We start from the raw sequence: 24,986 nt of genomic DNA, 5'->3' as shown, positions 1-24,986 counted from the left end.
AACGTGAATCAGCTTTTTGCTGTCATCACCGGCGGTGCTTTAGGGTGTGTTATCCGCTGGCAGCTGGGCGCGCGCCTGAACGCGCTTTTTCCGGACCTGCCGCCGGGGACGCTGCTGGTCAACCTGCTGGGAGGGTTTATCATCGGAGCGGCGCTGGCGTATTTTCTGCGCCATCCCGGCCTCGATCCGGCCTGGCGGCTGCTCATTACCACCGGGCTGTGTGGCGGAATGACGACCTTCTCCACGTTCTCGGCTGAGGTTTTTGCCCTGCTGCAGTCCGGCAGCTATGCCTGGGCAGCCGCCTCGGTGCTGATACACGTGCTGGGTTCGCTGGCCATGACGGCGGCCGGATTTTATATCATGACGCTGTGTGGTTAACCCGAGGGAGACCTTAGTGCAGTGACCGCTGCACTGAGGTATATTGTTCAGAAGCGCTCTCTGCAGGCCAGACCTGACAGGGTTTACGCTTGTAATGCTTCCCGTACACCTGAGGCGCTGCTGTGAAAGAATTTCAGGCCTGCCTGTTCTGGTAAAGGTCCCAGCGATTGCCGTAGATGTCCTCAAATACGACAACCATTCCGTATTCTTCCTCCCGTGGCTCCTGAAAGAAGTGGACGCCTTTTGCCTTCATAGCATTGTAGTCGCGCCAGAAGTCGTCGGTCTGCAGGAACAGAAAAACCCGTCCGCCGCACTGATTGCCGATAAAGCCTTCCTGCCGGTCGTTCGACGCGCGGGCAAGAAGAATAGCACAGTCGCTGTCAGGGGCCGGCGTCACCACGACCCAGCGCTTACCCGGCTGCGGCGTGTCTTCAATGAGGGTAAAGCCCAGCTTATCGGTGTAGTACTCAATTGCACGATCGTAGTCATCGACCACGACCGCCACGTATCCCATACATCGCTTCTGTTTTCTCATCTGCTGCTCCATCAGTTACGGCATTACGCCCGTTATAATCAGCTTTATATCAAATACGGCGTTCAGTTATCTGTACTGATTCTGCACTGATACCCTCAGACCTGACATTGTAAGCATCTGAGCAGTCAGGATTGTGGGCCCAATCTTGTAAGAGCCTGCTCAACCTTTTCAGCATCCTGCTCCAGTATGGCTCTCTCATCGGGAGTGAGCGGGACCTCTTCGAGGTAACGCCGGATGGATGCTTTACTCTCCAGTATCAGCCCGCGCGCGCTATCCTTCAGCAGGTTAAAATCGCAGCCGATGCAGGCCATCCGGTGCGGGCAACTGCTCCAGAAGGGGTTCGTACAGTATGAGTCGCCCAGATCGTAGTAGGTCGCGGGCCCGGACAGGCTGGCGGCTTCAGGATCGTGGTCAACCAGCACGCTTATCATATGAGCGACCCTGTCGGCTTTGACGAACGAGGCAGCCAGCTGAGTCGGGCGGATGCGAAGATAGTGCATTGTAGACTGGGGCGTTGAATGGCCCGTCCACTGCATCAGTTCGTACAGCGACATGCCCTGCGGTACGCTCGCCAGCGCGGTCACGGCTGAGGCCCGCCCCCGGTGGCTGGTTATCATTCCGCCACTGTCTTCACAAGGCACGCCCGCTCTTGCGCATAGCATCGGTATCACGGTGCGGTTGAGGATAGCGCTGCCGGCAGGCTTACCCCGGTACTGAAACAGAAGCCGGACTTTCTCACCGGTTCGCTCGTCAGCGAGCAAAGCCTGTTCTGCCGGACGCTCATCCAGCCATATGTCGACGTATTTTTTCACCACGGCCGCCACCGGTTTAACAAAGGCTTTTGAGGTTTTTCCGGCAGGGATATGCAGGTAACACAGGGTTCCTGCCGGGATGATACTTCCGTCGTCCTTCACGATATCGTCCGCCTGCGGCGCGATGCACCCGGTTGTCAGGCGGAGCAGTTCGTTCTTTCTTACCCCCGCATGGGTCCAGATGACGGCCATTGCCTGCAGCATGGCCAGTGGATAATGTATTTCAGTGAGCAGATCTTCCTGACGCAGATTGAGGCTGGCCCAGATGAGCTTCAGCCAGACCGGATCGTCAATAACACGGGGATTGACGCCGCGACGGAACAGCGGCGTATCCGGTGTGGAAAGATGGCGGGCAGGGCTGAAGTGCAGGCGCCCCCAGCCCCAGTTTTCGTAATCAATCATAAAACGGCGCAGAGAATAGATAAAATGCGCCCTGGAATGCGGCATCATGGGCTCGCCGGAGCGCACCGATTTGCGGGTGCCCCTTTCCGTGCCCAGCTGAAGCTCATCCACGTTCATCCGGCCTACCGCCGCAATGAAGCTGGCGCAGGTTTCCATTGTCCAGTCTGCCGGTTCCCGAACCTCCGGATGCTCCTTTTTCAGCCAGAGGCCGCAGCGCAGAATAAAGCTGTACTGGCTTTCACGGGTGCGCGGCCTGAGCACCGACGTTTCCCGCCAGCGCCGGCACCAGTGCACCCAGGCCGGATCGACGCCTTCGACCGGCTTTTCGTACCATTTTTTATAGTTTCGCATCCTCACCGGGGCGCTGATAATCCCCAGTGCGGCAAGTGCATGTGAAACGCGGCCGACGTAACGGGATATTCCCTTGTCTGTCCCGCTCTGGGCGCGCCAGAGGAGTTCAGGCGTAAACGTTTCAAGCCGGGGATCCCTGTTCATGATCATCAGTGTTGCCAGTATACCCGAGACATGATTTTTCTGGCTGGTCGGGGCATAACCCAGCGACGTCAGCGTATCAGTCAGCCGGTCCAGCTCCTGGTGATAAAAAGCCTGGCCGAAGATGGCAGAAGCATAGAGCGCGGGTTTACGTATATCAGGCAGGCTGAGCGGGTCATGCAAATCAGCCAGATGCCAGGCAAAAGCGGCCATTAACGGACGGCCCTCCCTGACTTCCCGGCACAGCGTCAGCCAGCGTTCCTGCGGCCAGCACCAGCAGGGCATGCCGTCTGCATGCATTTCGCGCAGCAATCCGGCTATCACCAGCCCCGTGATTTTGCTGCCGCATCCGCTTCCGGCGGCAATGTCCATCAGCGGCCTGATGAGGTCCGGCACCGGCTTCGTTCGCAGCATACGGGACCGGCTGTGAGCGCTGCTCAGTGCCGTCCGTTCAGCGAGGGTCAGTGACGCCTCAAGCCGGTATTCAGTCATGTCGAACGGATGCCGGCTGTTTTCAATCGGTGTGTGTGGGCTCATGTTATTTCTCTGTTCTGAAAATGAGGTTCGCCATCCTGATATCTGCCGTTTCAATCGCGCCAGCCATCCGGGCAGCCAGGTCCCTGCCAGAAAGATGAATATAAATCTGTGTTGTGGTCAGGTCGCGGTGTCCTGCATAGGTGGCAAGTTCGTGCAACTTCCAGCCCGCGCGGGCAAGGTGTGTGAGTCGCAGGTGCCGGAAGGTATGGGTTGAGATGTCCGGCATCCCAGACTCAAGCGCCCATTTCCGTACCGTTTTGCTCCAGGTCCAGAATGAAAGCGGCCCGCCCTGATTACGATCGGACTCAGAACGGAACAGGGCACCTCTTACGATTCCGGTCCGCTTCATCTGCATAAGGTGCGCGGCCAGCACTGGCACTACTGCCGGGCTGTAACAGACAATTCGTTCACGCCGGCTCTTGGTGGTTTCTGCCCGGATGCGGATGAGCCGGTGAGCAAAGTCGAAGTCGTCAATACTTAGCGAGGTAATTTCAGACCGACGCAGCGCGCCGTAATAGGTTAATGCCAGCATCAGGCGGTCACGCAGTGGGGAAGCGGCGGCATGATAAAGAAAACACTGCCACTGCGCATCGTCAGGAATGCGCGGCAGCTTTACAACGCGGGGAACCAGTCCCCGGCCGGAACTCAGCATGCCGGGCGTGCCGGATCGGGGCAGCGGATTGACCGTGCAAAGATCCAGGTACATGAGAAAGTCATACCAGAGGCGGATCGCCGACAGGCGAAGCTGGAGCGTGGCGCTGGCCGCGGAAAAAGGCATCCCGGGTAACTGAGGACTAATATAGGCAGCCAGGTCTTCAAACCGCGCCTTTTCAGGTTTAATTCCGTTCTGGCTGCAGAACGCAAAGTAATGACGGAGGGCATTGCGGTAGGCTGTTAGCGTGGCCTGCGCCCGCCCCAGATCGGATAACAGTTGCAGCCAGCGCTCTGCCAGCAACAGAACGTGTTCACTCGGTGGAATCAGCATTGCATTCTCCTCTGACAACAGCTTTGCTGTTCAAAGTTTACTCAATCAATGTTGCATTCCACGTAACTTACTACAGCGCATAGTTTGAGCTGAACACGTGTATCTTTTCCGGATAGTCCTGCGTTTTTATCTGGAACCAAGGTGCACCCATTTTTATACCCAGAGCTTTTGCGCCAGCAGAGCGCGCAATAACGCAGCCATCGTTGTTACTGAGCACGACTACCGGCCTGCCACGCAGGTCCGGGCGGAAAAGCGTCTCACAGCTGGCATAGAAAGAGTTGACGTCAGCCAGTCCGAACATGGGCATAATTATCTCCGACGGGCACGGGTACTGTTAAAGAACCAGGTGACAACGCCGAGCAGCTGCAGCTCTTCCGGATAGATGGCGGCGTAAGCAGGATTCATGGGCAGCAGTGCCACCCTCGGGATCAGCTGCAGGCGCTTAACTGTGAACTCACCGCCAACCTCGGCAATGACGATGTCGCCATGCGTGGGTGGCTCCGCGCGATCGACCATCATAACATCACCGTCATAGAGCACCAGCTCCTGCATGCTGTTGCCACTGGCCCGTACGAAGAATGTGGATGCCCGTCTGCGAATACAGAGCTCATTCAGGTCCAGCTCTTTCTCTACATAATCCTGAGCAGGGGAGGGAAAGCCGGCTGAGCAGGGATCTGCGTACAGCGGCACCTTTACCGTTGAGGTAAAAATCGGCGGCCATAACAGCGTCAGGCCCTGAGCGTAACTGACCGCTTTCATAACGCGGCGTCCCGGACGTGCTGCCGTGTACGGATTAAGAAAAAAAATGTAAAGCGCATAAAAATCCTCCTTTAAATTATACTGGTTATATGAACAGTATTGTTGAGCCTGAAATTTCTGGCAAGAGGAAGCGAAACGGTTATGGCTAAAACTGTTGTCAGATCGCTGAAATTTTACCGAAATGCTGAGCTATGGCCTTTTTATATGCGTTGCCACTGCAGCCGGATCAACAGGGTATAAAAGGCTTTCCTTTTGAGTGCAGCCCTTTTACGGCAGTAAGAGGCTTGACCATTTAGCCAGCTTTAAATTATATTTCCATTATTCTGGAAATATAGATTTGGTGATGGCATGGACATACAAAATGCTGCTAATGCTCTCAGGGAACTGGGACACGTGACGCGACTGGGAGTTTACCGTGAACTGGTGAAAGCCGGGCCTGAAGGACTGCCCGTGGGTGACATCCAGAAAAGACTGTCTATTCCGGCCTCCACGCTCAGCCATCATCTTTCTGCGCTGATGTCCGCTGGCCTCATAAGCCAGGAACGGCAGAGCCGAACCCTGTTCTGCAGGCCCTGCTATGCGCAGCTTGAGCAGCTGATGACCTTTCTGACGGAAGAGTGCTGCGCCGGTGGCAGTGGCTGCAGCCTGTCCACCGCAATTACCCATAAAGAGACTCCATTGTGAATAACGTGAATGATGTCCTGAACAATATCGACCCGATTCTCCTCGATGCACCGATGACGGAAGAAAATCTGAAGGCCGCAGAGGTGGCGCACCCGCCCCGCATCCTGATGCTCTACGGCTCGCTGCGGGAGCGCTCTTACAGTCGTCTCACCACGGAAGAGGCGGCGCGGCTGCTGACGGCCATGGGTGCGGAGGTGAGGATATTCAATCCGTCCGGCCTGCCGCTGCCGGATGATGCACCTGAGACGCACCCGAAGGTCGCGGAGCTGCGCGAGCTGGTGCTCTGGTCAGAAGGAATGGTCTGGTGCTCTCCTGAGCGTCACGGGGCTATGACTGGCATCATGAAAACGCAGATTGACTGGATACCGCTGACGTCCGGGGCGGTCAGGCCCTCGCAGGGCAAAACTCTTGCGGTCATGCAGGTCAGCGGCGGCTCACAGTCGTTCAACGCCGTAAACCAGATGCGTATTCTCGGGCGCTGGATGCGCATGATCACTATCCCGAACCAGTCATCCGTAGCGAAAGCCTGGGCCGAGTTTGATGAGGACGGCCGCATGAAGCCTTCTCCGTATTATGACCGCATAGTGGACGTCATGGAGGAACTGATGAAGTTCACCCTGCTGACGCGCGGTCGTAGTGGTTATCTCACCGACCGCTACAGCGAAAGGAAGGAGAGTGCTGCGCAGCTCTCTGAGCGGGTAAACCAGCGCAGCATATAAAAAAGCCGGCATCTGCCGGCTTTTTCACATTTTCTATGCCCACAGCCTGGGGAAACATCAGTGGCTGACGCGGTTCCCGTGCTCATCAATGACGGCTTCGCCGTCCTCTTTGGTAAACGCTCCCTTCTGCGGATCCGGCAGTATGTCCAGAACCGCTTCGGAGGGGCGGCACAGCTTCGTTCCGAGCGGCGTCACCACCACCGGACGATTAATGAGGATTGGATGAGCCAGCATCGCATCGAGCAATTCTTCTTCGCTGAACCGGTCTTCGGCAAGGCCAAGCTGCTCGTAGGGATCGGTATTTTTACGCAGCAGAGCGCGCACGCTGATGCCCATGTCCGCAATCAGCTTTTTCAGCTCGTCGCGCGACGGTGGAGTTTCCAGATACAGAATCACCGTGGGCTCGGTGCCGCTGTTGCGGATAAGCGCCAGGGTATTACGGGACGTCCCGCACGCCGGGTTGTGATAAATGGTGATGTCAGTCATAAGCGGTACTCCGTAAAGGCGCTGCACAGGCGCAGCGCCGGGGTTAGGGTTAAACAGACAGGCGCAGGGCCAGCGCGGCCAGCGTCACAAACAGTACCGGCAGGGTAATCACGATGCCCACACGGAAGTAGTAGCCCCAGCTGACGGTAATGTTTTTCTGTGCCAGGACGTGCAGCCACAGCAGGGTAGCAAGGCTGCCGATGGGGGTGATTTTCGGACCGAGGTCGCAGCCGATGATGTTGGCGTAAATCATCGCCTCCTGCACCACGCCCTGCGCGGTGCTGCCGTCAATCGAAAGCGCCCCAACCAGCACGGTAGGCATGTTGTTCATCACCGAGGAAAGCGCCGCTGTCAGAAAGCCGGTGCCGAGCGTTGCGCCCCAGACGCCATGCTCGGCAAACCGGTTCAGGGCGGCAGAAAGGTAATCAGTCAGGCCGGCGTTACGAAGACCGTACACCACCAGATACATGCCCAGCGAGAAGATAACAATCTGCCAGGGCGCGCCTTTCAGCACCTTGCCGGTATCAATCACGTGTCCTTTGCGGGCAACCAGCCAGAGAATACACGCCGCCACCGCTGCCACCAGGCTTACCGGCACGCCGAGTGGTTCGAGAGCAAAGAAGCCGACCAGTAGCAGGATGAGAACAATCCAGCCGGTTTTAAAGGTACGCGCATCGCGAATGGCCTCACGCGGCGCCTTCAGCTTCGCCAGGTCGTAAGTGGCCGGGATGTCCCTGCGGAAAAACAGGTGCAGCATCACCAGCGTGGCGGCCACAGAGGCGATATTCACCGGCACCATTACCGAGGCATACTCGCTGAATCCCAGCTTAAAGAAGTCGGCCGTAACGATGTTCACAAGGTTCGATACGATGAGCGGCAGGCTGGAGGTGTCAGCGATAAAGCCCGCCGCCATCACAAACGCCAGCGTGGCACCGGGGCTGAAACCCAGCGCCAGCAGCATGGCGATAACGATGGGCGTCAGAATTAGCGCGGCTCCGTCATTGGCAAACAGCGCCGCCACTGCCGCACCCAGCAGAACGATATACGTGAACAGCAACCGGCCCCTGCCGCCGCCCCAGCGGGAAACGTGCAGCGCCGCCCACTCAAAAAAGCCGGACTCATCGAGCAGCAGGCTGATAATGATAACCGCAATAAAGGTAGCCGTAGCGTTCCAGACAATCTGCCAGACCACCGGAATGTCCCCGATGTGTACCACGCCGGTCAGCAGCGCCAGCGCGGCGCCGATAACGGCACTCCAGCCAATGCTGAGCCCTTTCGGCTGCCAGATCACCAGTATCAGGGTCAGGATAAAAATCGCACCCGCCAGAAACATACTCTCTCCTTCTTAATTATAACTGCCCGTTAAAGCGGGCTGCTAAGTGTACCCTGTAAATATATGCGTTTAATCGAATGTGTTTAGATAAAATTTTTACATGCAGACAGCTTTGCCGTTAGTGGTTGCGTTATCACGCTCAGCCTGCTGACTGAGATAAAGAATTTCATCCCGCTGGCACAGATATGCCTGCTCAATGACCGCTGCTGCCCATGCAGGCATGTGTGGCGATAACCGGTAATAGATCCACTTGCCGTCGCGCCTGTCGATAAGCAGCCCACTCTCTCTGAGCAGGGCCAGGTGCCGCGATATTTTTGGCTGTGTTTCTTTCAGGATAGATACAAGCTCGCAGACGCAGAGCTCCCCTTTTTCGCGCAACAACAGCACCAGGCTGAGCCGGGTTTCGTCAGAAAGATTCTTAAAAAGTTGCAGGGGCAGAAGTGACGGCATAATTTCTCCTTCGTGGCGGACAGCAACAAGTCTCGTCTGCTGCAGACGAAAGGTCAACTTTATATTTATAAATTCATATATGTTTTGACGTGCTTACAGGCTTTTCAGTACAGCTTAATGAGGGAATAGCGGTTAAACGATATCACACAGATTTTAACGGCAGCACACTTTCAGCTGCCTTAATGGTCGGGCATGACGAAGTAACATCACAAAAAAAGCCTGTTTCTTTAGTGAACCGTTCTACTTATGGCAGAAAGCAGCATCAGTAAGAGTGGCTTCCGGCCAGATGACCTGCAGTAATAACCGGCACGATATCCTCAGGCTCTTCTGCCTGCTCCAGTTCGCGCAGAATACCGCAGTCCCGTGTTGCCCGGTTGGCATTGCAGTGGCTCTGGAGCTCAAACAGTTGTTTTTCCAGCATATTCAGTTCACGAATACGGGCCTGAACATGGTTCAGATGTTCATTTATCAGGGCATTAACCGTACCGCAGTCTGCGTCAGGCTGGCTGCGCGCCTGCAGCAACACCCGGATTTCTTCATGGGTCATATCGAGCGCCCGGCAGCGCCGAATAAACATAAGCCTTTCGAGATGTGCGCTGTCGTAATGGCGGTAGTTATTAGTCTGGTCCCGCAATGCGGCCTGCAAAAGCCCCTCTCGCTCATAATAACGTACCGTCTCTACAGGACATCCCGCCTGGCGGGCCAGTTCACCAATTTTCATATCACACCTCTTCTGAGCTTGACCCTGTAGTTACATCAGGGTCTTTAATGCCAGTATACGTTATGAACGGGATAAAAAAATGAGTGACTGCTGCAGTAATAAAAAATGTGGATCAGCCGCAACCGTAGAGGGGGCGTCTGTTAAAAATACCGCAACTGCCCCGACTGAGGCTTCCGGGAAGATGCCACCAAAAACGACTGAGACCACACCGGCTTGTTGCAGCACCGGGAGCTGCTGCTCAAGGGACGGCCTGAGCCAGGTGTCCGAACCGGTTGCAGAGCATCCCCGCAACGATGACGTTCAGACGCGTCTGCGCATCATGCAGATGGACTGCCCGACGGAGGAGGCGCTCCTCCGAAAAAAACTGGCAAAATTATCTGCCGTCAGCAATCTTGAATTCAATCTGATACAGAGGGTGCTTACCGTGACCCATACGCCGCAGGCTCTGGGGCCAGTTCTGCAGGCGGTGCGCTCGCTGGGTTTTGACCCGGAACCGATTGATAAAGCAATGCAGCCTGAAGGCAACTGCTGTTCAAGCCGTGAGGCTGAAAGTACCGGCGGTTCCTGCTGCGCGCCTGCTCCTGTCACATTCGGTGAGCTGCAGACCCAGCAGGTGACCGCTGACGGGGTGCGTACCAGTATCAGGATCATGCAGATGGACTGCCCGGTTGAAGAGGGCATGATCCGTAAAAAGCTGGACGGCATGTCAGCCGTGAAGGAACTGGATTTTAACCTTATGCAGCGCGTACTGACGGTGGTTCACGCACCGGATGCGCTCGAGCCCGTTCTGGCCGCCATTCGTTCGCTGGGCTTTGAGCCTGAACTTCCTGACAGCAGTGGCCGACACGTGGTCACGGAGGAAAAGAAAAAAACCTGGTGGCCGCTGGCGCTGGCCGGTGTGGCGGCAATCGCCGCCGAAGCCATGCACTGGACGGGTATGCCGGAATGGCTGGAAGCGGCTCTTGCTCTGGCTGCCGTTGCTGCCTGTGGCCTGTCCACATACAAAAAAGGCTGGATTGCACTTCGCAACGGCAACCTGAATATCAACGCCCTGATGAGTATTGCCGTCACCGGGGCGCTGGCGCTCGGACAGTGGCCTGAAGCCGCCATGGTAATGGTGCTGTTCACGATTGCGGAACTGATTGAAGCAAAGTCTCTTGATCGCGCCCGCAATGCCATTGGCTCTCTGATGAAACTGACGCCTGAAACGGCCACGGTTCAGCAGCCGGACGGCTCCTGGAAAGAAACTGAGGCCAGGTCTGTATCCCTTAACAGCGTGGTCAGGGTAAAACCGGGCGAGCGTATCGCCCTCGACGGCACGGTGGTTCGGGGAAGGACCGCCATTAATCAGGCACCTATTACCGGCGAAAGCCTGCCGGTGGATAAAGGGGAAGGCGACCCGGTCTTCGCCGGGACGGTCAACGGATCCGGTGGCTTTGAGTACCGGGTAACGGCCGCTGCCGGAAATACCACGCTTGCGCGTATCATTCATGCCGTGGAGGAAGCGCAGGGGGCAAAAGCCCCTACGCAGCGCTTTGTTGATCGCTTTGCGCAAATTTATACCCCTGTGGTGTTTGCTATTGCCGTTGCAGTTGCCGTTCTCCCGCCGCTGATTGCAGGTGAAAGCTGGCAGGAGTGGATTTACAAGGCGCTGGTGATGCTGGTTATCGCCTGCCCTTGTGCGCTCGTCATTTCCACGCCAGTGACCATTGTCAGCGGCCTGACGGCAGCAGCTCGCCGGGGGATATTGATCAAGGGCGGCGTTTATCTTGAAGAGGGCCGAAAGCTGAAGTGGCTGGCACTCGACAAGACCGGCACCCTGACGCACGGTAAGCCGGTACAGACGGATGCGATTATCTATACCGGGGTGGCAGAAGACGAGGGGCGCAAGCTGGCTGTGAGCCTGGCAGGTTACTCCGATCATCCGGTTTCGCAGGCTGTATCGGCGGCATCAGATGGCATTCAGCGTTATGAAGTGGAAAACTTTGAGGCTCTGCCAGGCCGCGGCGTGCGTGGCGTCATCAACGGTCAAACCTACAGTCTGGGCAATCTGAGGCTGGCTGAAGAAACGGTGCGCTGCCCGGAAGCGGTCAGGGCTGCACTAACGGAACTGGAGACCGGGGGTAAAACGGTCATCATGCTCTGTGACACTCATCAGGTGCTTGGGCTGTTTGCGGTGGCTGATACGGTGAAGGAAAGCAGCCGCGAGGCGATAAGTCAGTTGCATAGTCTGGGTGTCAAAACGCTCATGCTGACCGGAGACAATGCGCACACTGCGCAGGCCATTGCCGGTCAGGTTGGTATTGATGAGGCGCGGGGGGATCAACTGCCGGAAGATAAACTGCGTGCTGTAGAAACATTTACGGCGCAGGGCACGACCGGCATGGTAGGCGACGGCATCAATGATGCACCGGCGCTGGCCCGCGCCGATATCGGCTTTGCCATGGGTGCAATGGGCACGGATACCGCCATCGAGACTGCCGATGTGGCCCTCATGGATGACGATTTGCGTAAAATTCCGGCTTTTGTCCGACTCTCCCGGCAGACGTATAACATTCTGGTTCAGAATATCGTTATGGCTATTGGGATCAAGGCAGTATTCCTGGCCCTGACCATTGCCGGTATGGGGACCATGTGGATGGCCGTATTCGCAGATGTGGGGGCAAGTCTGCTTGTCGTGGCAAACGGTCTGCGCCTGTTGCGTAAGTAACCTGCCTGGCTGCTCTTCCGGTAAAGACAGGCACCTGAAAATAGCCGCTAATCTGAACGCTGATAAAGGAAGAGAGTATGAAACCGCGTAACATGATTTTATTGCTGATGCTCGCAGTCGTGTTTCCGGCAACGGCTGCGCAGGCAGTACACGGAAACCATGCCGGAATGTCACCGTCTTCTGAGGCCTATATGGACGGCATGAATAATATGCACGAAGGAATGATGAAGGCCGTACAGGAGCCGGATGCAGACAGGGCATTTGCCAGGGGCATGATTGAACATCACAAAGGAGCCATTGCCATGGCCGAAACGGAACTCCGTTATGGTAAATCACCGGCAATGCGGAAGATGGCTGAAAGCATTATCAGCGCCCAGAAAGAAGAAATACGGCAGATGGAAGTATGGCTCAGTAAATAAGCTCTGTTTATATTACTTCGTTATGGCGTAGCAGCTCCTTACTACGCCGTCCTTCACACACATAAAGTGAATTCCGGTCAGGGCCTGCTACAGAATACGTGGGATATCTGTTTTCATAAGAGCGGCGTTCAGTTTTTCCACATCACCTTCTATTACTTCTTTCTCATCGGGCGTCAGTGGCACTTCTTCAAGATAATGTTTTACCGATGCCTTACTTTCCAGTAACAGTCCTCTTGCACTTCTCTTTGGCAGATTAAAATCACATCCGATGCATGCCATACGGTGCGGGCAGCTGCTCCAGAAGGGATTAGTACAGAAAGAGTCGCCCAGATCATAATATGTCGCAGGTCCCGTGAGGCTGGCTGCTTCCGGGTCATGGTCAATCAGCACGCTTATCATATGTGCAACCCGGTCAGCTTTCACAAAAGAGGCCGCCAGCTGTGTCGGGCGTATACGAATATAATGCATGGTGGACTGCGGCGAAGAGTGACCAGCCCACTGCATCAGTTCGTATAACGACATACCCTGAGGAACGCTGGCCAGGGCAGTCATGGCCGATGCGCGCCCCCGGTGACTGGTAATGGGACCCCGGCTGTCATCCTCCGGCACTCCCGCTCTGGTACAGAGAACCGGAATAACGGTGCGGTTTATTATGTCTCTTCCCACCGGTTTGCCCCGGTACTGAAACAGAAAACGGACCTTTTCGCCGGTGCGCTCATCCGTCAGAGCTGCCTGCTCTTCTGGTCGTTCTGCCAGCCAGATATCGACATATTTTTTCACTGCGGCAGAAACCGGTTTAACAAAGGCTTTAGAGGTCTTGCCAGCCGGCACGTTCAGGTAGCAAAGCGTCCCGGCCGGAATGGTACTGCCGTCGTCCCGGTTAATATCTTCCGGTGGAATGATACAGCCAGCGGTCAGGCGCATCAGCTCATTCTGACGCAGCCCTGCATGCGTCCAGATGACCGCCATAGCCTGTAGCATAGACAGGGGATAATGGATTTCACTCAGCAAATCTTCCTGACGCAGGTTCAGACTTGCCCATATCAGTTTCAACCAGACCGGATCATCAATAACCCGGGGATTGACGCCCTGACGAAACAGCGGCGTATCAGGCGTGGAGAGGTGGCGGGACGGACTGAATTTAAGCCGTCCCCATCCCCAGTTCTCGTAGTCAATCATAAAGCGGCGAACGGCATACACAAAACAGGCGCGGGAGTTTGGCAACATGGGTTCTCCGGAACGGGAAGACCGGCGCACCCCCTGTGCCGTGCCCAGAGAAAGTTCATCGACCTTCATTCTTCCGACTGCTGCAATGAAGCTTGCGCAGATCTCCATTGTCCAGTCGGACGGCTCGCATATTTCCGGATGCTCCCGGGCGAGCCACAGGCCGCAGCGAAGGATAAAACTGTACTGGCTCTCTCTGGAGCGGGGACGAAGCACTGAGGTTTCCCTCCACCGCCGACAGCATGCTACCCAGGCCTGTGCGATGTCATCTGTCGGTTTTTCGCGCCACTCCTGGTAATTGCGCATACGCACGGGGCTTTTGATGATGCCCATTGCGGCAAGCGCATGCGAAACTCTGCCCACCGTTCTTGCGATCCCGCGATCGTGGTACTTCTGCGCGCGCCACAAGAGATCAGTCGTGAAGCTTTCGAGCTGAGGATTACTGTTCATCATCATCAGTATGCCCAACAGGGCTGACAACTGATTTTTCTGGTTCTTGCGTTTGTATCCCAGTGAAACCAGAGCTTCGGTCAGCCGGTTAAGTTCCTGTGTGTAAAATTCCCGGCCATAGATGGCACAGGCGTACAGCGACGGGGCACCATGATGCGGTAGGCCGAATGGTGAGGGAAACGGGCCAAGATGGAAGGCAAAAGCCGCAATGAGGGGCCTGCCTGAACGGTGCTGCTGACACAGCGTCAGCCACTTTTCCGATTCCCACAGCCAGCAGGGTTGCCCTGTCCGGTGTATCTCCGCCAGAACGGCAGGAAGGATAATCCTGACGAGTCTGTCACTGGTGCCGCTGCGATCGGCAATATCCTGGAGAGGCCGCAGTAAAGATGACAGCGGACCTTGCTGGCTCAGAGCTGAGGTACGTTTGTGCCCGGTGCTTAACGCCTCGCGCTCTTCAGTGCTTAACACATTATTCAGCTGATAATCTGAACGACTGAAAGGGACATAAATGTTATGAATTTCTGTTTCAGCTTTCATCATACTGCCCCCGCCTGAAAGATAAGTCCTGCGATCTTCCGGTCGGTTTCAGCTACGGCAGCAGCCATTCGGGCAGCCATATCCGTTCCCGACAGATGAATATAAATTTGTGTGGTACGTGGGTCCCTGTGCCCCGCATACGTAGCCAGTTCATGCAGTTTCCATCCGGCCCGTGCCAGGTGCGTCAGCCGGAGATGACGGAAAGTATGCGTGGTGACGTCTGGCAATTCACACTCTGTCGCCCATTTTCGCACGGTTTTACTCCAGCTCCAGAACGAGAGCGGATCGCCGTAATTACGGTCAGAAGCGGAACGGAACAGAGCACCGCCTGACCAGCCGGCCAGCCGTAGCTGTCGAAAATGGTTTGCCAGTACCGGCGCAACGTCAGCGCTGTAGCAGACCATTCTTTCCCGTCTGTTTTTCGTCGTCTCTGCGCGGATGCGGATCAGGCGGTGAGCCAGATCAACGTCCTCAAGCCTCAGAGCCGTCACTTCCGTGCGCCGGAGCGCGCCATAATAAGCCAGAGCAAGCATCAGCCGGTCACGCAGAGACGCAGCAGAAACGTGTTTCAGGAACATAAGCCACTGCCCGTCATCGGGAATAACGGGGAGGCGGGTGATACGAGGAATCAGGCCACGCCCGGTATAATGGGCACCAGGCAACCCCGAACGGGGTAACGGATTGAGACTGCATAAATCCTGGTAAATCAGAAAGTCATACCAGAGGCGAAGAGCTGAAATGCGCAGCTGGAGTGTGGCGCTGGCAACGGATGACGGCATATCAGGGAGCTGAGGGCGGATATATGCTGCCATGTCCTCAAAGGAAGCCCTTTCCGGAGCAATAGCATGTATTTCACAAAAGGCCAAAAAATGCGTCAGGGCACTTCGATAGGCTTTGATAGGCTTTGATAGTTGCGCTGGCTCTTCCTAGATTCGAAAGAATTTTAAGCCATTGCTCAGTCAGCAGAAGTGCAGATGTGGAATGCAGGGTGGTGTTCACGGGCTTCCCCTTTCAGTTCATAACAACTGATTAAAGTTTATACCGAAGATGTTGCATTCCACTTAACTTACTAAAGCGTGTAATTGGAGCTAAAAACCTGAACCTGCTGGCGCCGTAGCTGCTCTTTAATTTTAAAATAGGGCGCGGCCATGGGAATGCCCAGGGCTTTGGCTTCTGCGGAGCGCGAAATAATGCAGCCATCATTGTTGGAAACGACAACAACAGGTTTTCCCCATAAATCAGGGCGAAAAACCGTTTCGCAGGAGGTGTAAAAACTGTTTACGTCAATCAGCGCAAACATAATTATCTGTTCGATTTTAACGTAAAGGTGACCACGCCAAAAATAACCAGTTCTTCCTCGTTGTGAAATGAAATCGGTTGATAATTAACGTTATGCGGTATCAGTTGCAGAAAAGGGCGGGTGCATAGCTCTTTAACGGTAAACTCTCCTGCGACCGCCGCCACGACGATATCGCCATGCGTGGCGGAAAGCGAACGATCCACCACCAGCAGGTCACCATCGCCGATGCCAGCGCCGCTCATTGAGTCGCCGCTGACCTTAACGAAATAGGTCGCGCTGGGATGCTTAATGACCAGCTTATTGAGATCCAGCCTCTCCTCAACGTAATCCTGAGCCGGACTGGGAAAGCCACAGGCAACGCGCTCGACGAAAAGGGGCAACGATAACGCTTCGTAAATCACTGCCGGGCGGGAGAGGTTCATGGTTGAGAATTCCTGAAAAGAGTTGCTGTATGTATATACAGTACCCGCAAGTTGCGGGAACGATCAAGCCATCTCATGGAAATTTCTTGAAACTGCCTGAGGCAAAAGGAAATTTAAAAAGCGGCGTGTGGCTTTATCTTATAAACGCGCCCGGGTTGCCTGTTCCATGCCCTTATCCTGCATAACGCATGACGGCAGCTATTTTTTACGCATGCCAGAGAATGACACTGCGGAAACAGGCTTTTCACTGCACACGCAGCGATCAGAAGAGCAAACCCGGCCCGCCTGTGGGGCTGTCGCATCGTCGGAAGACGCAAAATTAATTCGTTTATTAATAAAATAATAATGACATTTATCTACACGCAGATAGCTGCTTAAAATGTGGATGATCTGTGCGCGGCGGCGACGCTCGCTTCCTGGCGATAAATCCGATTTCACTCTGCCTTTTTCCATTATTATTCACAATTCCGCTAATTTTTTTAATCAAAATAGAATACTAACCAGAAATACAAACGCAATAATACGTCATCTGTTTTGACAGCGAACAGTATAAATGCACTCCTCCTGTCCGCTTTGCATCGTATATAGCTTACACAGGGCATACCATCCTGATCGGCAAAGCCAGGCCGACCGCGGTTTAACGGATTAATGGCTTAACGTAAGGTATTTATCACGATGATGTTTTAATAAAACGATTAAGGTTGTTTTAATGCCAGTGGCGACGTTATAAACGAGGAGCCCCAGTGTAAGCTGGCTGAATTCGCGCTGGCTTTCAGATGAAAGTTTTGTGTGAAATTAAAATAAAGAATAAAATCTTTATGACATTATGTACGTGTTTCTCTCTCACAAAAGAAAGGGTTGTTGCTGAAGTGTTATCGCAAGCAAGAAGTTAACAGGAAAGACAGTCAGATAGGTTGTTTGTTGAGTACTGAGGCGAATATTCTTTTGATGATTTACCGCTGCGCTTATTTCATTCATTTTTTCGCAACAGAAGATATTATAGCACCTCGCCGAAATCAGCGATTGAGAGAGAATTCATATTTATCCGGTTAACGAGGAAGTGTATGGAAAAAGTGCTCATTGGATATTATATAGGAAATAATGTTCAGTTGGACATTTCATGTAAGAAACTGATTAGCTTTGACGCAAAAAAAAGAGCGGTGCGCTACTATGTTCTCCGTGAAACCATGTTAAGGCTGTTCCTTTATCTGTTACAGAATGCCAATGGGAAAATCATTACCAGTGAAGAGTTACTGTATAATGTATGGGATCTTCATGGTTTAAAATCTTCCAGCCAACGATTATGGCAGGTTATGCAGGCATTAAAATTCCGCCTGGCTTCACTCGGCGTCGAGCACGATTTTATTATGCGAATCGAAACGTTCGAAATGAAAGGGCATATTTTGAAACCGGACATGATCAGACCGTACTATTTCACCGTAAACAAAAACAGTTAGATCGCGCAATCAGGTAGAGTTCAACCTGACCAGAGCCTGTTTTTTTGCTGCCTCTTTTATCGGTTTTTACGCGCTGCCGGAAAAATGGCTGTGAATATGAAAAGAAAGATTTAGCGTCATTTATCATCACTACTCACTGGAAACAGGGGAGACAAATGTATAATTTTTTACTTTTTTTGAGCATTATTACCTGTTTACTCCTGACCCAAAAAAACTTCGTAGCAAAAATATGGATATTAATATTTAATCCGGCGTGACGGGTCACAGAACCCCGCTACGGTAAAGATGTTATCCGCACTGTTTATTTCAGGGAAAAAAATGCATAAAGGAATTGTGCTATTTGTCACCGCCTCTGTTTGCCTGGCATTCTCGGCCAGCGCCACTCATCATACGGACTGTCCGGGCAGGACTGCGCCTGTCCGGCACCCAACAGCCCCGGCGGTTATTGCCAAACCGGCAGGCACGCTGCCATCCTCTGCCGCGCGTGTAGTCTGTTCGCAGCGCGCGCCGCTTACCCGCCTTAATACTTACCTTGATGAAAAGGAAAAGAAACTCGCTGAACGTCAGAAAGCCAGGGTAACATCGCCAAAGCGCCCTCTGTTTGAACCGGTGAATAAATAATCAAAGGTTCATTGTTACAGATTTTTCTGAATGAATTCCGCCTGTTTCATCCTTTTCTTATGTTTTTATCACCAGGTGCGGGCAATGCTTGTTCTCCCTCACGGCAGGCGCGGGAACGCCGCCTCGCCTGGCAAAAAGGGGTTTTCAGACTATACTTGGAGCTGATGCGTTGACGCGGGTGGCAACAGCACGGGCCTGAAGCGTAAACAAACCGTAGGCCCAAACGAGAGAAGGAAACGATCCGCAAGACAATGAAATCTGATACGCGCTTTCTTCCCATATCATCCTTTCTCTTTAACTGCGGTAACACTTCTACGCGATCCCGTTGCGGTAGCCTGAATCTTCCCCTGCACGCGATGAACGTCGCTCATCTTCACTTTGCCGCCGCGTTTAACGCGTCTTCACGGCCCCGACATTCAGGAGGAACAGTGTGAATATGCAAAAAAACGCCGCATTCCCGCTTGCGCAGGATGGCCGTTATGCTTTCTTTTTTGACGTTGACGGCACCCTTGCCGCCATCCAGCCACGACCGGAAGAGGTGTTTATCCCTGAGGGCGTGGTGACAAATCTGCAACGTCTTGCTGCAATCAGCGAGGGCGCGCTGGCGCTGGTTTCCGGGCGCCCGATGGACGAGCTGGATGCGCTGGCCGCGCCGCTTCGTGTTCCGCTGGCGGGCGTACATGGTGCTGAGCGACGCGATCCGGCGGGTAAAACAGAAAAAATTTCCCTGCCCGAAACGGTTACCCGTGAACTTATTGTATTGTTAGAACAAGGGGTTGCCGCGATGCCGGGCACCCACCTTGAGAGCAAGGGTATGGCATTTGCGCTGCATTACCGTCAGGCTGAACACTACCAGCAGGCGGTGCTGGCGCTGGCCGAGGAGATGGTAAAACGCTTCCCTGTACTGACGCTCCAACCCGGTAAATGCGTGGTGGAGCTGAAACCAAAGGGCGTTAATAAAGGCGCGGCGATTGCGGCATTTATGCAACTGCCGCCGTTTACCGGACGCACTCCGGTATTTATTGGTGATGATTTGACCGATGAAGCAGGGTTTAAAGCGGTCAATGCCATGGAGGGTATCTCAGTAAAAGTGGGTGAGGGCGAAACGCTGGCGGGCCTGCGCCTGGCAGATGTCAACGCCGTGTATCACTGGCTTGAACAAATACTATTACAACTAAATAAAGACAAAACATCGTCGGTAAGGAGTCAAGGTTATGAGTCGTTTAGTAGTCGTATCTAACCGCATCGCTGTCCCGGATGGTTCAAAAACCAGCGCGGGCGGGCTCACCGTCGGCATTATGGACGCGCTGAAGACCACGGGAGGGCTATGGTTTGGCTGGAACGGCGAAATCAACGAAATAGGCGAAGATGACGAGGAAATGAACCTGTTCGAACAGGACAACGTGACCTACGCCTCTTTTGGCCTGAATCAGAATGATTATGATCTCTATTATCTGCAATTTTCTAATGCCGTTATCTGGCCAGCGTTTCACTATCGACTGGATTTGGTTAACTTCCAGCGGGAAGCCTGGGATGGCTACTGTCACGTCAACACCCTACTGGCAAAGCGTCTTGTACCGCTGCTAAAGCCTGACGACGTCTTGTGGATCCACGACTATCATCTGCTGCCATTTGCCGCAGCGCTACGCAAGCTGGGCGTACAGAACCGCATCGGCTTCTTCCTGCATATTCCTTTCCCTACGCCGGAAATTTTCAATGCGCTCCCGCCGCACAACGAGCTGCTGGAGATGCTGTGCGATTACGATCTGCTGGGCTTCCAGACCGAAAGCGATCGCGCCGCCTTTATTGAGTGCCTGTCATTGTTGACGGAAGTGGAAAGTGACGGCAAAAAACACTACGCATTTGGTCATCATTTCACCACTGAAGTCTATCCCATCGGTATTGAGCCAGACAGCATCAAAGAGATGGCTGAAGGCCCGCTGCCGCCCAAAATGGCAGCCATGAAGAAGGATCTGGGCGACGCGAAGAATATTATCGCCTGCGAACGGCTGGACTACTCAAAGGGGCTGCCTGAACGCTTTCTCGCCTATGAAGCGTTACTGGAAAACTATCCGCAGCATCGCGGGAAAATTCGCTACTCGCAGATTGCGCCGACTTCACGCGGCGACGTGCAGGCTTACCAGGATATTCGCCACCAGCTTGAAACAGAAGCAGGGCGCATCAATGGCAAATATGGCACGCTGGGCTGGACGCCGCTCTACTACCTTAACCAGCACTTCGACCGGCGGCTGTTGATGAAAATTTTCCGCCTGACTGATATCGGGCTGGTAACGCCACTGCGGGATGGCATGAATCTGGTAGCGAAAGAGTATATCGCGGCGCAAAATCCTGACGATCCTGGCGTGCTGATCCTGTCGCGCTTTGCCGGGGCCGCTAACGAAATGACCGCGGCGCTGATCGTTAATCCTTACGATCGTGATGATGTCGCTGCTGCGCTGGATAAAGCGCTGACCATGCCGCACAGCGAACGCGTGTCTCGCTACAACGATTTAATGGCGGTGCTGCGTAAAAACGACATCACGCACTGGCGGGAGAGCTATCTGAAAGATCTGCTGGCCGTCACGCCGCGGGCTGAACAGACAAGCGATGAGATGGCGACACGGTAACTTTAAGCAAAATTCAGGCCAACTCTGACAAAGGGCGATCGTGGATCGCCCTTTTTTTTATCATTTCATTTGCTCTTTATGATGATAAATCCATCAAAAAGGACCAAAAAAAATAAAAAAACCACAAAAAACCATTTTTGACTGAAGAAAATCGCGGTCGGGCCGATAATTACCGGTCAAATTCAAAAAACCAATAAAAACATTCACATCTTTAATGTGGGTACATGTTGCAATTTTGTTCTCCACGAAACACTCCCCCGCCTGTCCTTACAAAAGCTTTTCACTTCATGAAAAAAATCTGCGTTATGTCACATTTTTATCATCGTTACCTTGCAATACCATTACAGATGGTAACGTTCATAACATCTTGCCTTCAGGGCATTGTATGATGGGTTATGCTGCATATTTGATATTTTTGCAGATAAATGTGCTGATATTTGTCTTTTTTTTGTTTTTTTATCTATCAATTGCCCGATAAGAGACCTTTTTTAGAGGGTAAAGCGTCATGAATGTAAAATTTTAACAAAAAAAGGGCCTGATTGATTAGTTAGTGAACTAATCAACAGCGTGTCTGAAGGGTTTTTTTAAAGAAAATGCCGAAAAAGTGTGATGTAGATCACACTTTATCTAAAATTGCGTCTGGCTCTCGTTGTATGTCGAAATAAGAGCGATTAGAGTTGCCTTGTTTTCGGAATTGTCCTAAAACTTTCTTAAAGCGATTCGGAAAACGTCACGGAAGAAACACGGTTTTCAGGAGCAGCACCTGGCAAAATGAGTAATGACTACTTTCTGGATGCACCTCTGGGGTGTTGATAGCTTCGTGAACGTTTGGCGTTAGCCACTAAATTTTTTGCCATCTTCAGATTTACAGAGCAGCAACCAAGGTAGCGGCGCAATCCGCAAACGTTTAAGTCGTGTTAGTCGGGATGGATAAAAAATGGGTACATCAGAATTACTCAAACACATTTATGATATTAACCTGTCATATTTACTGCTTGCTCAGCGTCTTATTAACCAGGAAAAAGCATCAGCAATGTTTCGTCTTGGCATAGATGAGCCCATGGCTGACGCCTTATCGCAATTGACGCTGCCTGAAATGGTTAAGCTGGCGGAAACAAATCAGCTGGTTTGCCAGTTCCGTTTTAACGATCATAAAACCATTACTCGCTTAACACAGGAATCTCGCGTTGAGGATTTACAACAAATCCACACCGGCATTCTGTTATCAAGCCGCTTATTACGTAATGCATCCGGCAAGGTTGACGAAATAGCTAAGAAGAGAGCGAGCTGATGAGCGAAAAAAGTATTGTCCAGGAAGCGCGCGATATTCAGCTGGCGATGGAATTAATTACGCTTGGCGCGCGTCTGCAAATGTTAGAAAGCGAAACTCAACTGAGCCGCGGGCGCTTAATTAAGCTTTATAAAGAACTGCGCGGCAGCCCGCCGCCAAAAGGTATGCTGCCTTTTTCAACCGACTGGTTCATGACATGGGAACAGAACATTCATGCCTCTATGTTCTGTAACGCCTGGCAGTTTTTGCTGAAAAGCGGCCTGAGTAAAGGCGTGGATGCTGTCATTAAGGCCTATCGTCTTTATCTGGAACAGTGTCCGCAACAGGACGAGGGCCCGCTGTTGGCGCTGACCCGCGCCTGGACCCTGGTCCGGTTCGTTGAGAGCGGAATGCTGGAGCTGTCCGACTGCAAATGCTGCGGCGGAAGCTTTATCAACCATGCACATCAGCCGGTTGGCAGCTTTGCGTGTAGCTTGTGCCAGCCGCCATCAAGAGCGGTAAAAAGACGTAAACTTTCGGTGGAATCTGCCGATAACATTTCACAACTGCTGGATGAACCTATTAAACAAGCCGTTTAATCAAGTTCGCCACGTGGAATGAATCCAGCAGCGGTTAATACCGCTGCTTTTTTTTTGCCCGTAGCGAATAAAGAAAATGTAAAACGCAGGTTTATCTTTCACCCACACGTCACCAGACGTAAGGATTGATTGTGTTAATTATTTTGGGCTACATCCTGGTACTTGGGTCAGTGTTAGGCGGCTTTGCGATGGTAGGCGGCCACCTTGGCGCACTTTATCAACCGTCTGAATTATTAATTATCGGCGGGGCCGGTATTGGCGCATTTATTGTAGGAAATAACGGGAAAGCGATTAAAGCCACAATGAAAGCGCTACCGCTTTTAATGCGCGGCTCAAAATATAATAAAGCCGTCTATATGGATTTGATGGCGCTGCTTTATCGCCTGATGGCAAAGTCGCGCCAGCAGGGCATGCTGTCGCTGGAAAGAGATATTGATAATCCGCAGGAGAGCGAAATTTTTTCTAATTACCCACGCATCCTTGCCGATAAAAGATTAGTGGACTTCATTACCGACTATTTGCGTCTGATGGTCAGCGGCAATATGAACGCTTTTGAAATAGAAGCGCTGATGGACGAAGAAATCGAAACCTATGAGCACGAATGCGAAGTGCCTGCCACGGCGTTTCAAACCGTCGGCGATTCGCTGCCCGCATTCGGCATTGTTGCTGCGGTAATGGGCGTGGTGCACACGCTGGCGTCGGCAGACAGGCCGGCGGCCGAGCTGGGTGCGCTGATCGCTCATGCGATGGTCGGAACATTTTTAGGCATCCTGCTGGCCTACGGTTTTGTTTCACCGCTGGCAGGCGTGCTGCGACAGAAATGCGCAGAGTCCACCAAAATGATGCAGTGCATCAAAGTGACGCTGCTTTCCAGCCTGAATGGCTACGCGCCGCAGATCGCGGTGGAGTTTGGTCGCAAGACGCTCTATTCCACCGACAGGCCGTCGTTCACCGAGCTGGAGGAGCACGTACGTAACGCGAAATCACCAGCGAAACAGACATCGGATCAGGACGCATGAAGCATAACAATCACCCCATTGTGCTGGTTAAGCGCAAAAAGCATAAAAGACATGAGGGCGGACACGGCTCATGGAAGATTGCTTACGCTGACTTTATGACCGCCATGATGGCTTTTTTTATGGTGATGTGGCTCATTTCGATCTCGAACCCTCAGCAATTGGTACAAATTGCCGATTACTTTAAAACACCGCTCAAGGTCGCGCTGACCGGCGGCGCCCGCAGCAGCGACAGCGACAGCCCTATCCCTGGCGGCGGCGATGACCCGACGAAAAAGACGGGGGAAGTAATGAAGCAACCTGATATCGATCTGGATGCACAGAAGCGCAAGCTGGAGGAGATTCGCCTCAACCGCCTGCGCGAAAAGCTTGATCAACTGATTGAAGCGGACCCGCGACTGAAGGCGCTACGTCCCCACCTGATTATCAATATGGTGGAAGAGGGGCTGCGTATTCAGATTATCGACAGCGAAAACCGGCCGATGTTTAAAACCGGCAGTGCGGAGGTAGAACCTTATATGCGCGATATTTTGCGGGCTATTGCGCCGATCCTTAACGATATTCCCAATAAAATGAGCCTTGCGGGCCATACCGATGATTTTCAGTACGCGTCGGGCGATCGCGGCTACAGCAACTGGGAACTGTCAGCAGACAGGGCTAACGCCTCGCGCCGCGAGCTGATCGCCGGCGGCCTGGCCGCGGGCAAAATGCTGCGCGTGGTAGGCATGGCCGACACCATGAGATTAAAAAACCGCGGTGCGGATGATGCCGTAAACCGCAGAATCAGTCTGCTGGTACTGAACCATGATACGGAAATGCAGATTGAGAAGGAGAACTCTGAAAGCGATGCCGTACAAATTAGTGACAGCAGCACCATGAATTTAAAACAGATAGCTGCGCCGGCGATGCCGTCAGCGGCCAATCCAAACCCTCAACCCCCACAGGCTGAGCCTGCGGCAAACGGCGCAACACCGGCGGCTTCGGCCCCGGCAGCGCCGGCGCCAGCGGCCCAGACCGATCGCGACTCACAGCAGAGGTGAT

25 protein-coding genes and 2 pseudogenes are annotated in these 24,986 nt (G+C 53.3%); 13 read left to right on the top strand and 14 right to left on the bottom strand.

Going from position 1 to position 24,986, the window contains the following annotated elements; genetic code table 11:
* The first annotated feature begins 3 nt into the window (after nt 1-3).
* Nucleotides 4-378, top strand: a complete 375-nt coding sequence (gene crcB / locus FA91_RS10590; protein ID WP_010260804.1) for a fluoride efflux transporter CrcB — start codon at nt 4-6, stop codon at nt 376-378.
* A 133-nt stretch (nt 379-511) separates the two neighbouring features.
* On the opposite strand, the gene FA91_RS10585 is transcribed toward crcB, so the two are convergent.
* The 5 genes and pseudogenes from FA91_RS10585 to umuD (FA91_RS10565) form a co-directional block, all read right to left on the bottom strand.
* The gene (locus FA91_RS10585) at nt 512-913 is read right to left on the bottom strand and encodes a VOC family protein (protein WP_010260801.1); all 402 of its coding nucleotides are present in this window, start codon (nt 911-913) and stop codon (nt 512-514) included.
* Nucleotides 914-1,038: 125 nt separating this feature from the next.
* A complete protein-coding gene (locus FA91_RS10580) occupies nt 1,039-3,156 on the bottom strand; it encodes a tyrosine-type recombinase/integrase (RefSeq protein WP_013199813.1) in 2,118 nt (705 codons plus the stop codon).
* Nucleotide 3,157: 1 nt separating this feature from the next.
* On the bottom strand, nt 3,158-4,141 hold the full coding sequence (locus FA91_RS10575) for a tyrosine-type recombinase/integrase (protein ID WP_010260799.1): 984 nt from the start codon (nt 4,139-4,141) through the stop codon (nt 3,158-3,160).
* Between the two features lie 73 nt (nt 4,142-4,214).
* Nucleotides 4,215-4,442: pseudogene (locus tag FA91_RS10570) on the bottom strand (DNA polymerase V subunit UmuC); the annotation flags it as partial.
* An 8-nt stretch (nt 4,443-4,450) separates the two neighbouring features.
* Nucleotides 4,451-4,900 carry a translesion error-prone DNA polymerase V autoproteolytic subunit gene (gene umuD / locus FA91_RS10565; protein ID WP_082212583.1) on the bottom strand — a complete coding sequence of 150 codons (450 nt, stop codon included), beginning with the start codon at nt 4,898-4,900 and terminating at the stop codon, nt 4,451-4,453.
* A 348-nt stretch (nt 4,901-5,248) separates the two neighbouring features.
* On the opposite strand from umuD (FA91_RS10565), the gene FA91_RS10560 reads away from it, so the two are divergent.
* Both FA91_RS10560 and arsH read left to right on the top strand, forming a co-directional pair.
* Nucleotides 5,249-5,584, top strand: a complete 336-nt coding sequence (locus FA91_RS10560) for a metalloregulator ArsR/SmtB family transcription factor (protein ID WP_034915528.1) — start codon at nt 5,249-5,251, stop codon at nt 5,582-5,584.
* Between the two features lie 5 nt (nt 5,585-5,589).
* Entirely contained in the window at nt 5,590-6,303 is a 714-nt protein-coding gene (gene arsH, locus FA91_RS10555) for an arsenical resistance protein ArsH (RefSeq protein WP_122983671.1), read from the top strand.
* A gap of 57 nt (nt 6,304-6,360) precedes the next feature.
* Here arsH and arsC read toward each other — a convergent pair whose 3' ends face one another.
* From arsC to cadR, 4 genes are all read right to left on the bottom strand, one after another.
* Entirely contained in the window at nt 6,361-6,789 is a 429-nt protein-coding gene (gene arsC / locus FA91_RS10550) for a glutaredoxin-dependent arsenate reductase (protein ID WP_034915523.1), read from the bottom strand.
* Between the two features lie 49 nt (nt 6,790-6,838).
* Nucleotides 6,839-8,122, bottom strand: coding sequence for an arsenic transporter (locus FA91_RS10545; protein WP_034915520.1), 1,284 nt, complete (start codon nt 8,120-8,122; stop codon nt 6,839-6,841).
* 96 nt (nt 8,123-8,218) lie between these two features.
* Nucleotides 8,219-8,572, bottom strand: a complete 354-nt coding sequence (locus FA91_RS10540) for a metalloregulator ArsR/SmtB family transcription factor (protein WP_034915517.1) — start codon at nt 8,570-8,572, stop codon at nt 8,219-8,221.
* Between the two features lie 262 nt (nt 8,573-8,834).
* Nucleotides 8,835-9,293, bottom strand: coding sequence for a Cd(II)/Pb(II)-responsive transcriptional regulator (cadR, locus tag FA91_RS10535; RefSeq protein WP_034915515.1), 459 nt, complete (start codon nt 9,291-9,293; stop codon nt 8,835-8,837).
* A 259-nt stretch (nt 9,294-9,552) separates the two neighbouring features.
* Here cadR and FA91_RS10530 point away from each other — a divergent pair, with 259 nt between their 5' ends.
* Both FA91_RS10530 and FA91_RS10525 read left to right on the top strand, forming a co-directional pair.
* Entirely contained in the window at nt 9,553-12,003 is a 2,451-nt protein-coding gene (locus tag FA91_RS10530) for a heavy metal translocating P-type ATPase (RefSeq protein ID WP_034915512.1), read from the top strand.
* 77 nt (nt 12,004-12,080) lie between these two features.
* Entirely contained in the window at nt 12,081-12,422 is a 342-nt protein-coding gene (locus FA91_RS10525) for a DUF305 domain-containing protein (RefSeq protein ID WP_034915510.1), read from the top strand.
* An 87-nt stretch (nt 12,423-12,509) separates the two neighbouring features.
* Here FA91_RS10525 and FA91_RS10520 read toward each other — a convergent pair whose 3' ends face one another.
* The 5 genes and pseudogenes from FA91_RS10520 to FA91_RS10500 form a co-directional block, all read right to left on the bottom strand.
* Entirely contained in the window at nt 12,510-14,633 is a 2,124-nt protein-coding gene (locus tag FA91_RS10520; protein WP_034919207.1) for a tyrosine-type recombinase/integrase, read from the bottom strand.
* Nucleotides 14,633-15,211, bottom strand: coding sequence for a site-specific integrase (locus FA91_RS21375; RefSeq protein ID WP_231566761.1), 579 nt, complete (start codon nt 15,209-15,211; stop codon nt 14,633-14,635). Before FA91_RS21375 ends, FA91_RS10520 begins: the two co-directional genes overlap by 1 nt.
* A gap of 500 nt (nt 15,212-15,711) precedes the next feature.
* Nucleotides 15,712-15,933 (bottom strand): annotated as a pseudogene (locus FA91_RS10510) (DNA polymerase V subunit UmuC); the annotation flags it as partial.
* 2 nt (nt 15,934-15,935) lie between these two features.
* Nucleotides 15,936-16,355 carry a translesion error-prone DNA polymerase V autoproteolytic subunit gene (umuD, locus tag FA91_RS10505; RefSeq protein ID WP_034915505.1) on the bottom strand — a complete coding sequence of 140 codons (420 nt, stop codon included), beginning with the start codon at nt 16,353-16,355 and terminating at the stop codon, nt 15,936-15,938.
* Nucleotides 16,356-16,553: 198 nt separating this feature from the next.
* A complete protein-coding gene (locus FA91_RS10500; protein WP_034915503.1) occupies nt 16,554-16,808 on the bottom strand; it encodes a hypothetical protein in 255 nt (84 codons plus the stop codon).
* Between the two features lie 611 nt (nt 16,809-17,419).
* Between FA91_RS10500 and FA91_RS10495 the strand changes: the two genes are divergently transcribed.
* From FA91_RS10495 to motB, 8 genes are all read left to right on the top strand, one after another.
* Complete coding sequence (locus FA91_RS10495; RefSeq protein ID WP_034915501.1) at nt 17,420-17,812, top strand: hypothetical protein; 393 nt, start codon at nt 17,420-17,422, stop codon at nt 17,810-17,812.
* Nucleotides 17,813-18,130: 318 nt separating this feature from the next.
* Complete coding sequence (locus FA91_RS10490) at nt 18,131-18,433, top strand: hypothetical protein (protein WP_034915499.1); 303 nt, start codon at nt 18,131-18,133, stop codon at nt 18,431-18,433.
* Nucleotides 18,434-18,869: 436 nt separating this feature from the next.
* Nucleotides 18,870-19,673 carry a trehalose-phosphatase gene (gene otsB, locus FA91_RS10485; protein ID WP_034919205.1) on the top strand — a complete coding sequence of 268 codons (804 nt, stop codon included), beginning with the start codon at nt 18,870-18,872 and terminating at the stop codon, nt 19,671-19,673.
* On the top strand, nt 19,648-21,060 hold the full coding sequence (gene otsA / locus FA91_RS10480; protein WP_034915496.1) for an alpha,alpha-trehalose-phosphate synthase: 1,413 nt from the start codon (nt 19,648-19,650) through the stop codon (nt 21,058-21,060). The genes otsB and otsA overlap by 26 nt, the downstream gene beginning before the upstream one ends.
* Nucleotides 21,061-21,997: 937 nt before the next feature.
* Nucleotides 21,998-22,351 (top strand): flagellar transcriptional regulator FlhD, encoded by a 354-nt coding sequence (flhD, locus tag FA91_RS10475; protein ID WP_034915493.1) that lies wholly within the window; start codon nt 21,998-22,000, stop codon nt 22,349-22,351.
* On the top strand, nt 22,351-22,929 hold the full coding sequence (flhC, locus tag FA91_RS10470; RefSeq protein WP_034915491.1) for a flagellar transcriptional regulator FlhC: 579 nt from the start codon (nt 22,351-22,353) through the stop codon (nt 22,927-22,929). The genes flhD and flhC overlap by 1 nt, the downstream gene beginning before the upstream one ends.
* Before the next feature lie 131 nt (nt 22,930-23,060).
* Complete coding sequence (gene motA, locus FA91_RS10465) at nt 23,061-23,948, top strand: flagellar motor stator protein MotA (protein ID WP_034915488.1); 888 nt, start codon at nt 23,061-23,063, stop codon at nt 23,946-23,948.
* A complete protein-coding gene (gene motB, locus FA91_RS10460; protein WP_034915487.1) occupies nt 23,945-24,985 on the top strand; it encodes a flagellar motor protein MotB in 1,041 nt (346 codons plus the stop codon). Before motA ends, motB begins: the two co-directional genes overlap by 4 nt.
* The last annotated feature ends 1 nt before the right edge of the window (nt 24,986 follow it).

This window comes from Erwinia sp. 9145, from assembly GCF_000745075.1.
GTDB lineage: Bacteria > Pseudomonadota > Gammaproteobacteria > Enterobacterales > Enterobacteriaceae > Erwinia > Erwinia oleae.
The sequence above is the reverse complement of the archived record's forward strand: the minus strand, read 5'-3'. Positions and strand labels throughout refer to the sequence as shown.

Bases quoted from the DNA above. Each gene is read 5' to 3' on its own strand.
- FA91_RS10585 (WP_010260801.1), bottom strand. From the start codon at position 913: ATGAGAAAACAGAAGCGATGTATGGGATACGTGGCGGTCGTGGTCGAT.
- FA91_RS10580 (WP_013199813.1), bottom strand. From the start codon at position 3,156: ATGAGCCCACACACACCGATTGAAAACAGCCGGCATCCGTTCGACATG.
- FA91_RS10575 (WP_010260799.1), bottom strand. From the start codon at position 4,141: ATGCTGATTCCACCGAGTGAACACGTTCTGTTGCTGGCAGAGCGCTGG.
- umuD (WP_082212583.1), bottom strand. From the start codon at position 4,900: ATGAAAGCGGTCAGTTACGCTCAGGGCCTGACGCTGTTATGGCCGCCG.
- FA91_RS10560 (WP_034915528.1), top strand. From the start codon at position 5,249: ATGGACATACAAAATGCTGCTAATGCTCTCAGGGAACTGGGACACGTG.
- arsC (WP_034915523.1), bottom strand. From the start codon at position 6,789: ATGACTGACATCACCATTTATCACAACCCGGCGTGCGGGACGTCCCGT.
- FA91_RS10545 (WP_034915520.1), bottom strand. From the start codon at position 8,122: ATGTTTCTGGCGGGTGCGATTTTTATCCTGACCCTGATACTGGTGATC.
- FA91_RS10540 (WP_034915517.1), bottom strand. From the start codon at position 8,572: ATGCCGTCACTTCTGCCCCTGCAACTTTTTAAGAATCTTTCTGACGAA.
- cadR (WP_034915515.1), bottom strand. From the start codon at position 9,293: ATGAAAATTGGTGAACTGGCCCGCCAGGCGGGATGTCCTGTAGAGACG.
- FA91_RS10525 (WP_034915510.1), top strand. From the start codon at position 12,081: ATGAAACCGCGTAACATGATTTTATTGCTGATGCTCGCAGTCGTGTTT.
- FA91_RS10520 (WP_034919207.1), bottom strand. From the start codon at position 14,633: ATGAAAGCTGAAACAGAAATTCATAACATTTATGTCCCTTTCAGTCGT.
- FA91_RS21375 (WP_231566761.1), bottom strand. From the start codon at position 15,211: ATGTTCCTGAAACACGTTTCTGCTGCGTCTCTGCGTGACCGGCTGATG.
- umuD (WP_034915505.1), bottom strand. From the start codon at position 16,355: ATGAACCTCTCCCGCCCGGCAGTGATTTACGAAGCGTTATCGTTGCCC.
- FA91_RS10500 (WP_034915503.1), bottom strand. From the start codon at position 16,808: ATGGAAAAAGGCAGAGTGAAATCGGATTTATCGCCAGGAAGCGAGCGT.
- FA91_RS10495 (WP_034915501.1), top strand. From the start codon at position 17,420: ATGGAAAAAGTGCTCATTGGATATTATATAGGAAATAATGTTCAGTTG.
- FA91_RS10490 (WP_034915499.1), top strand. From the start codon at position 18,131: ATGCATAAAGGAATTGTGCTATTTGTCACCGCCTCTGTTTGCCTGGCA.
- otsB (WP_034919205.1), top strand. From the start codon at position 18,870: ATGCAAAAAAACGCCGCATTCCCGCTTGCGCAGGATGGCCGTTATGCT.
- otsA (WP_034915496.1), top strand. From the start codon at position 19,648: ATGAGTCGTTTAGTAGTCGTATCTAACCGCATCGCTGTCCCGGATGGT.
- flhD (WP_034915493.1), top strand. From the start codon at position 21,998: ATGGGTACATCAGAATTACTCAAACACATTTATGATATTAACCTGTCA.
- flhC (WP_034915491.1), top strand. From the start codon at position 22,351: ATGAGCGAAAAAAGTATTGTCCAGGAAGCGCGCGATATTCAGCTGGCG.
- motB (WP_034915487.1), top strand. From the start codon at position 23,945: ATGAAGCATAACAATCACCCCATTGTGCTGGTTAAGCGCAAAAAGCAT.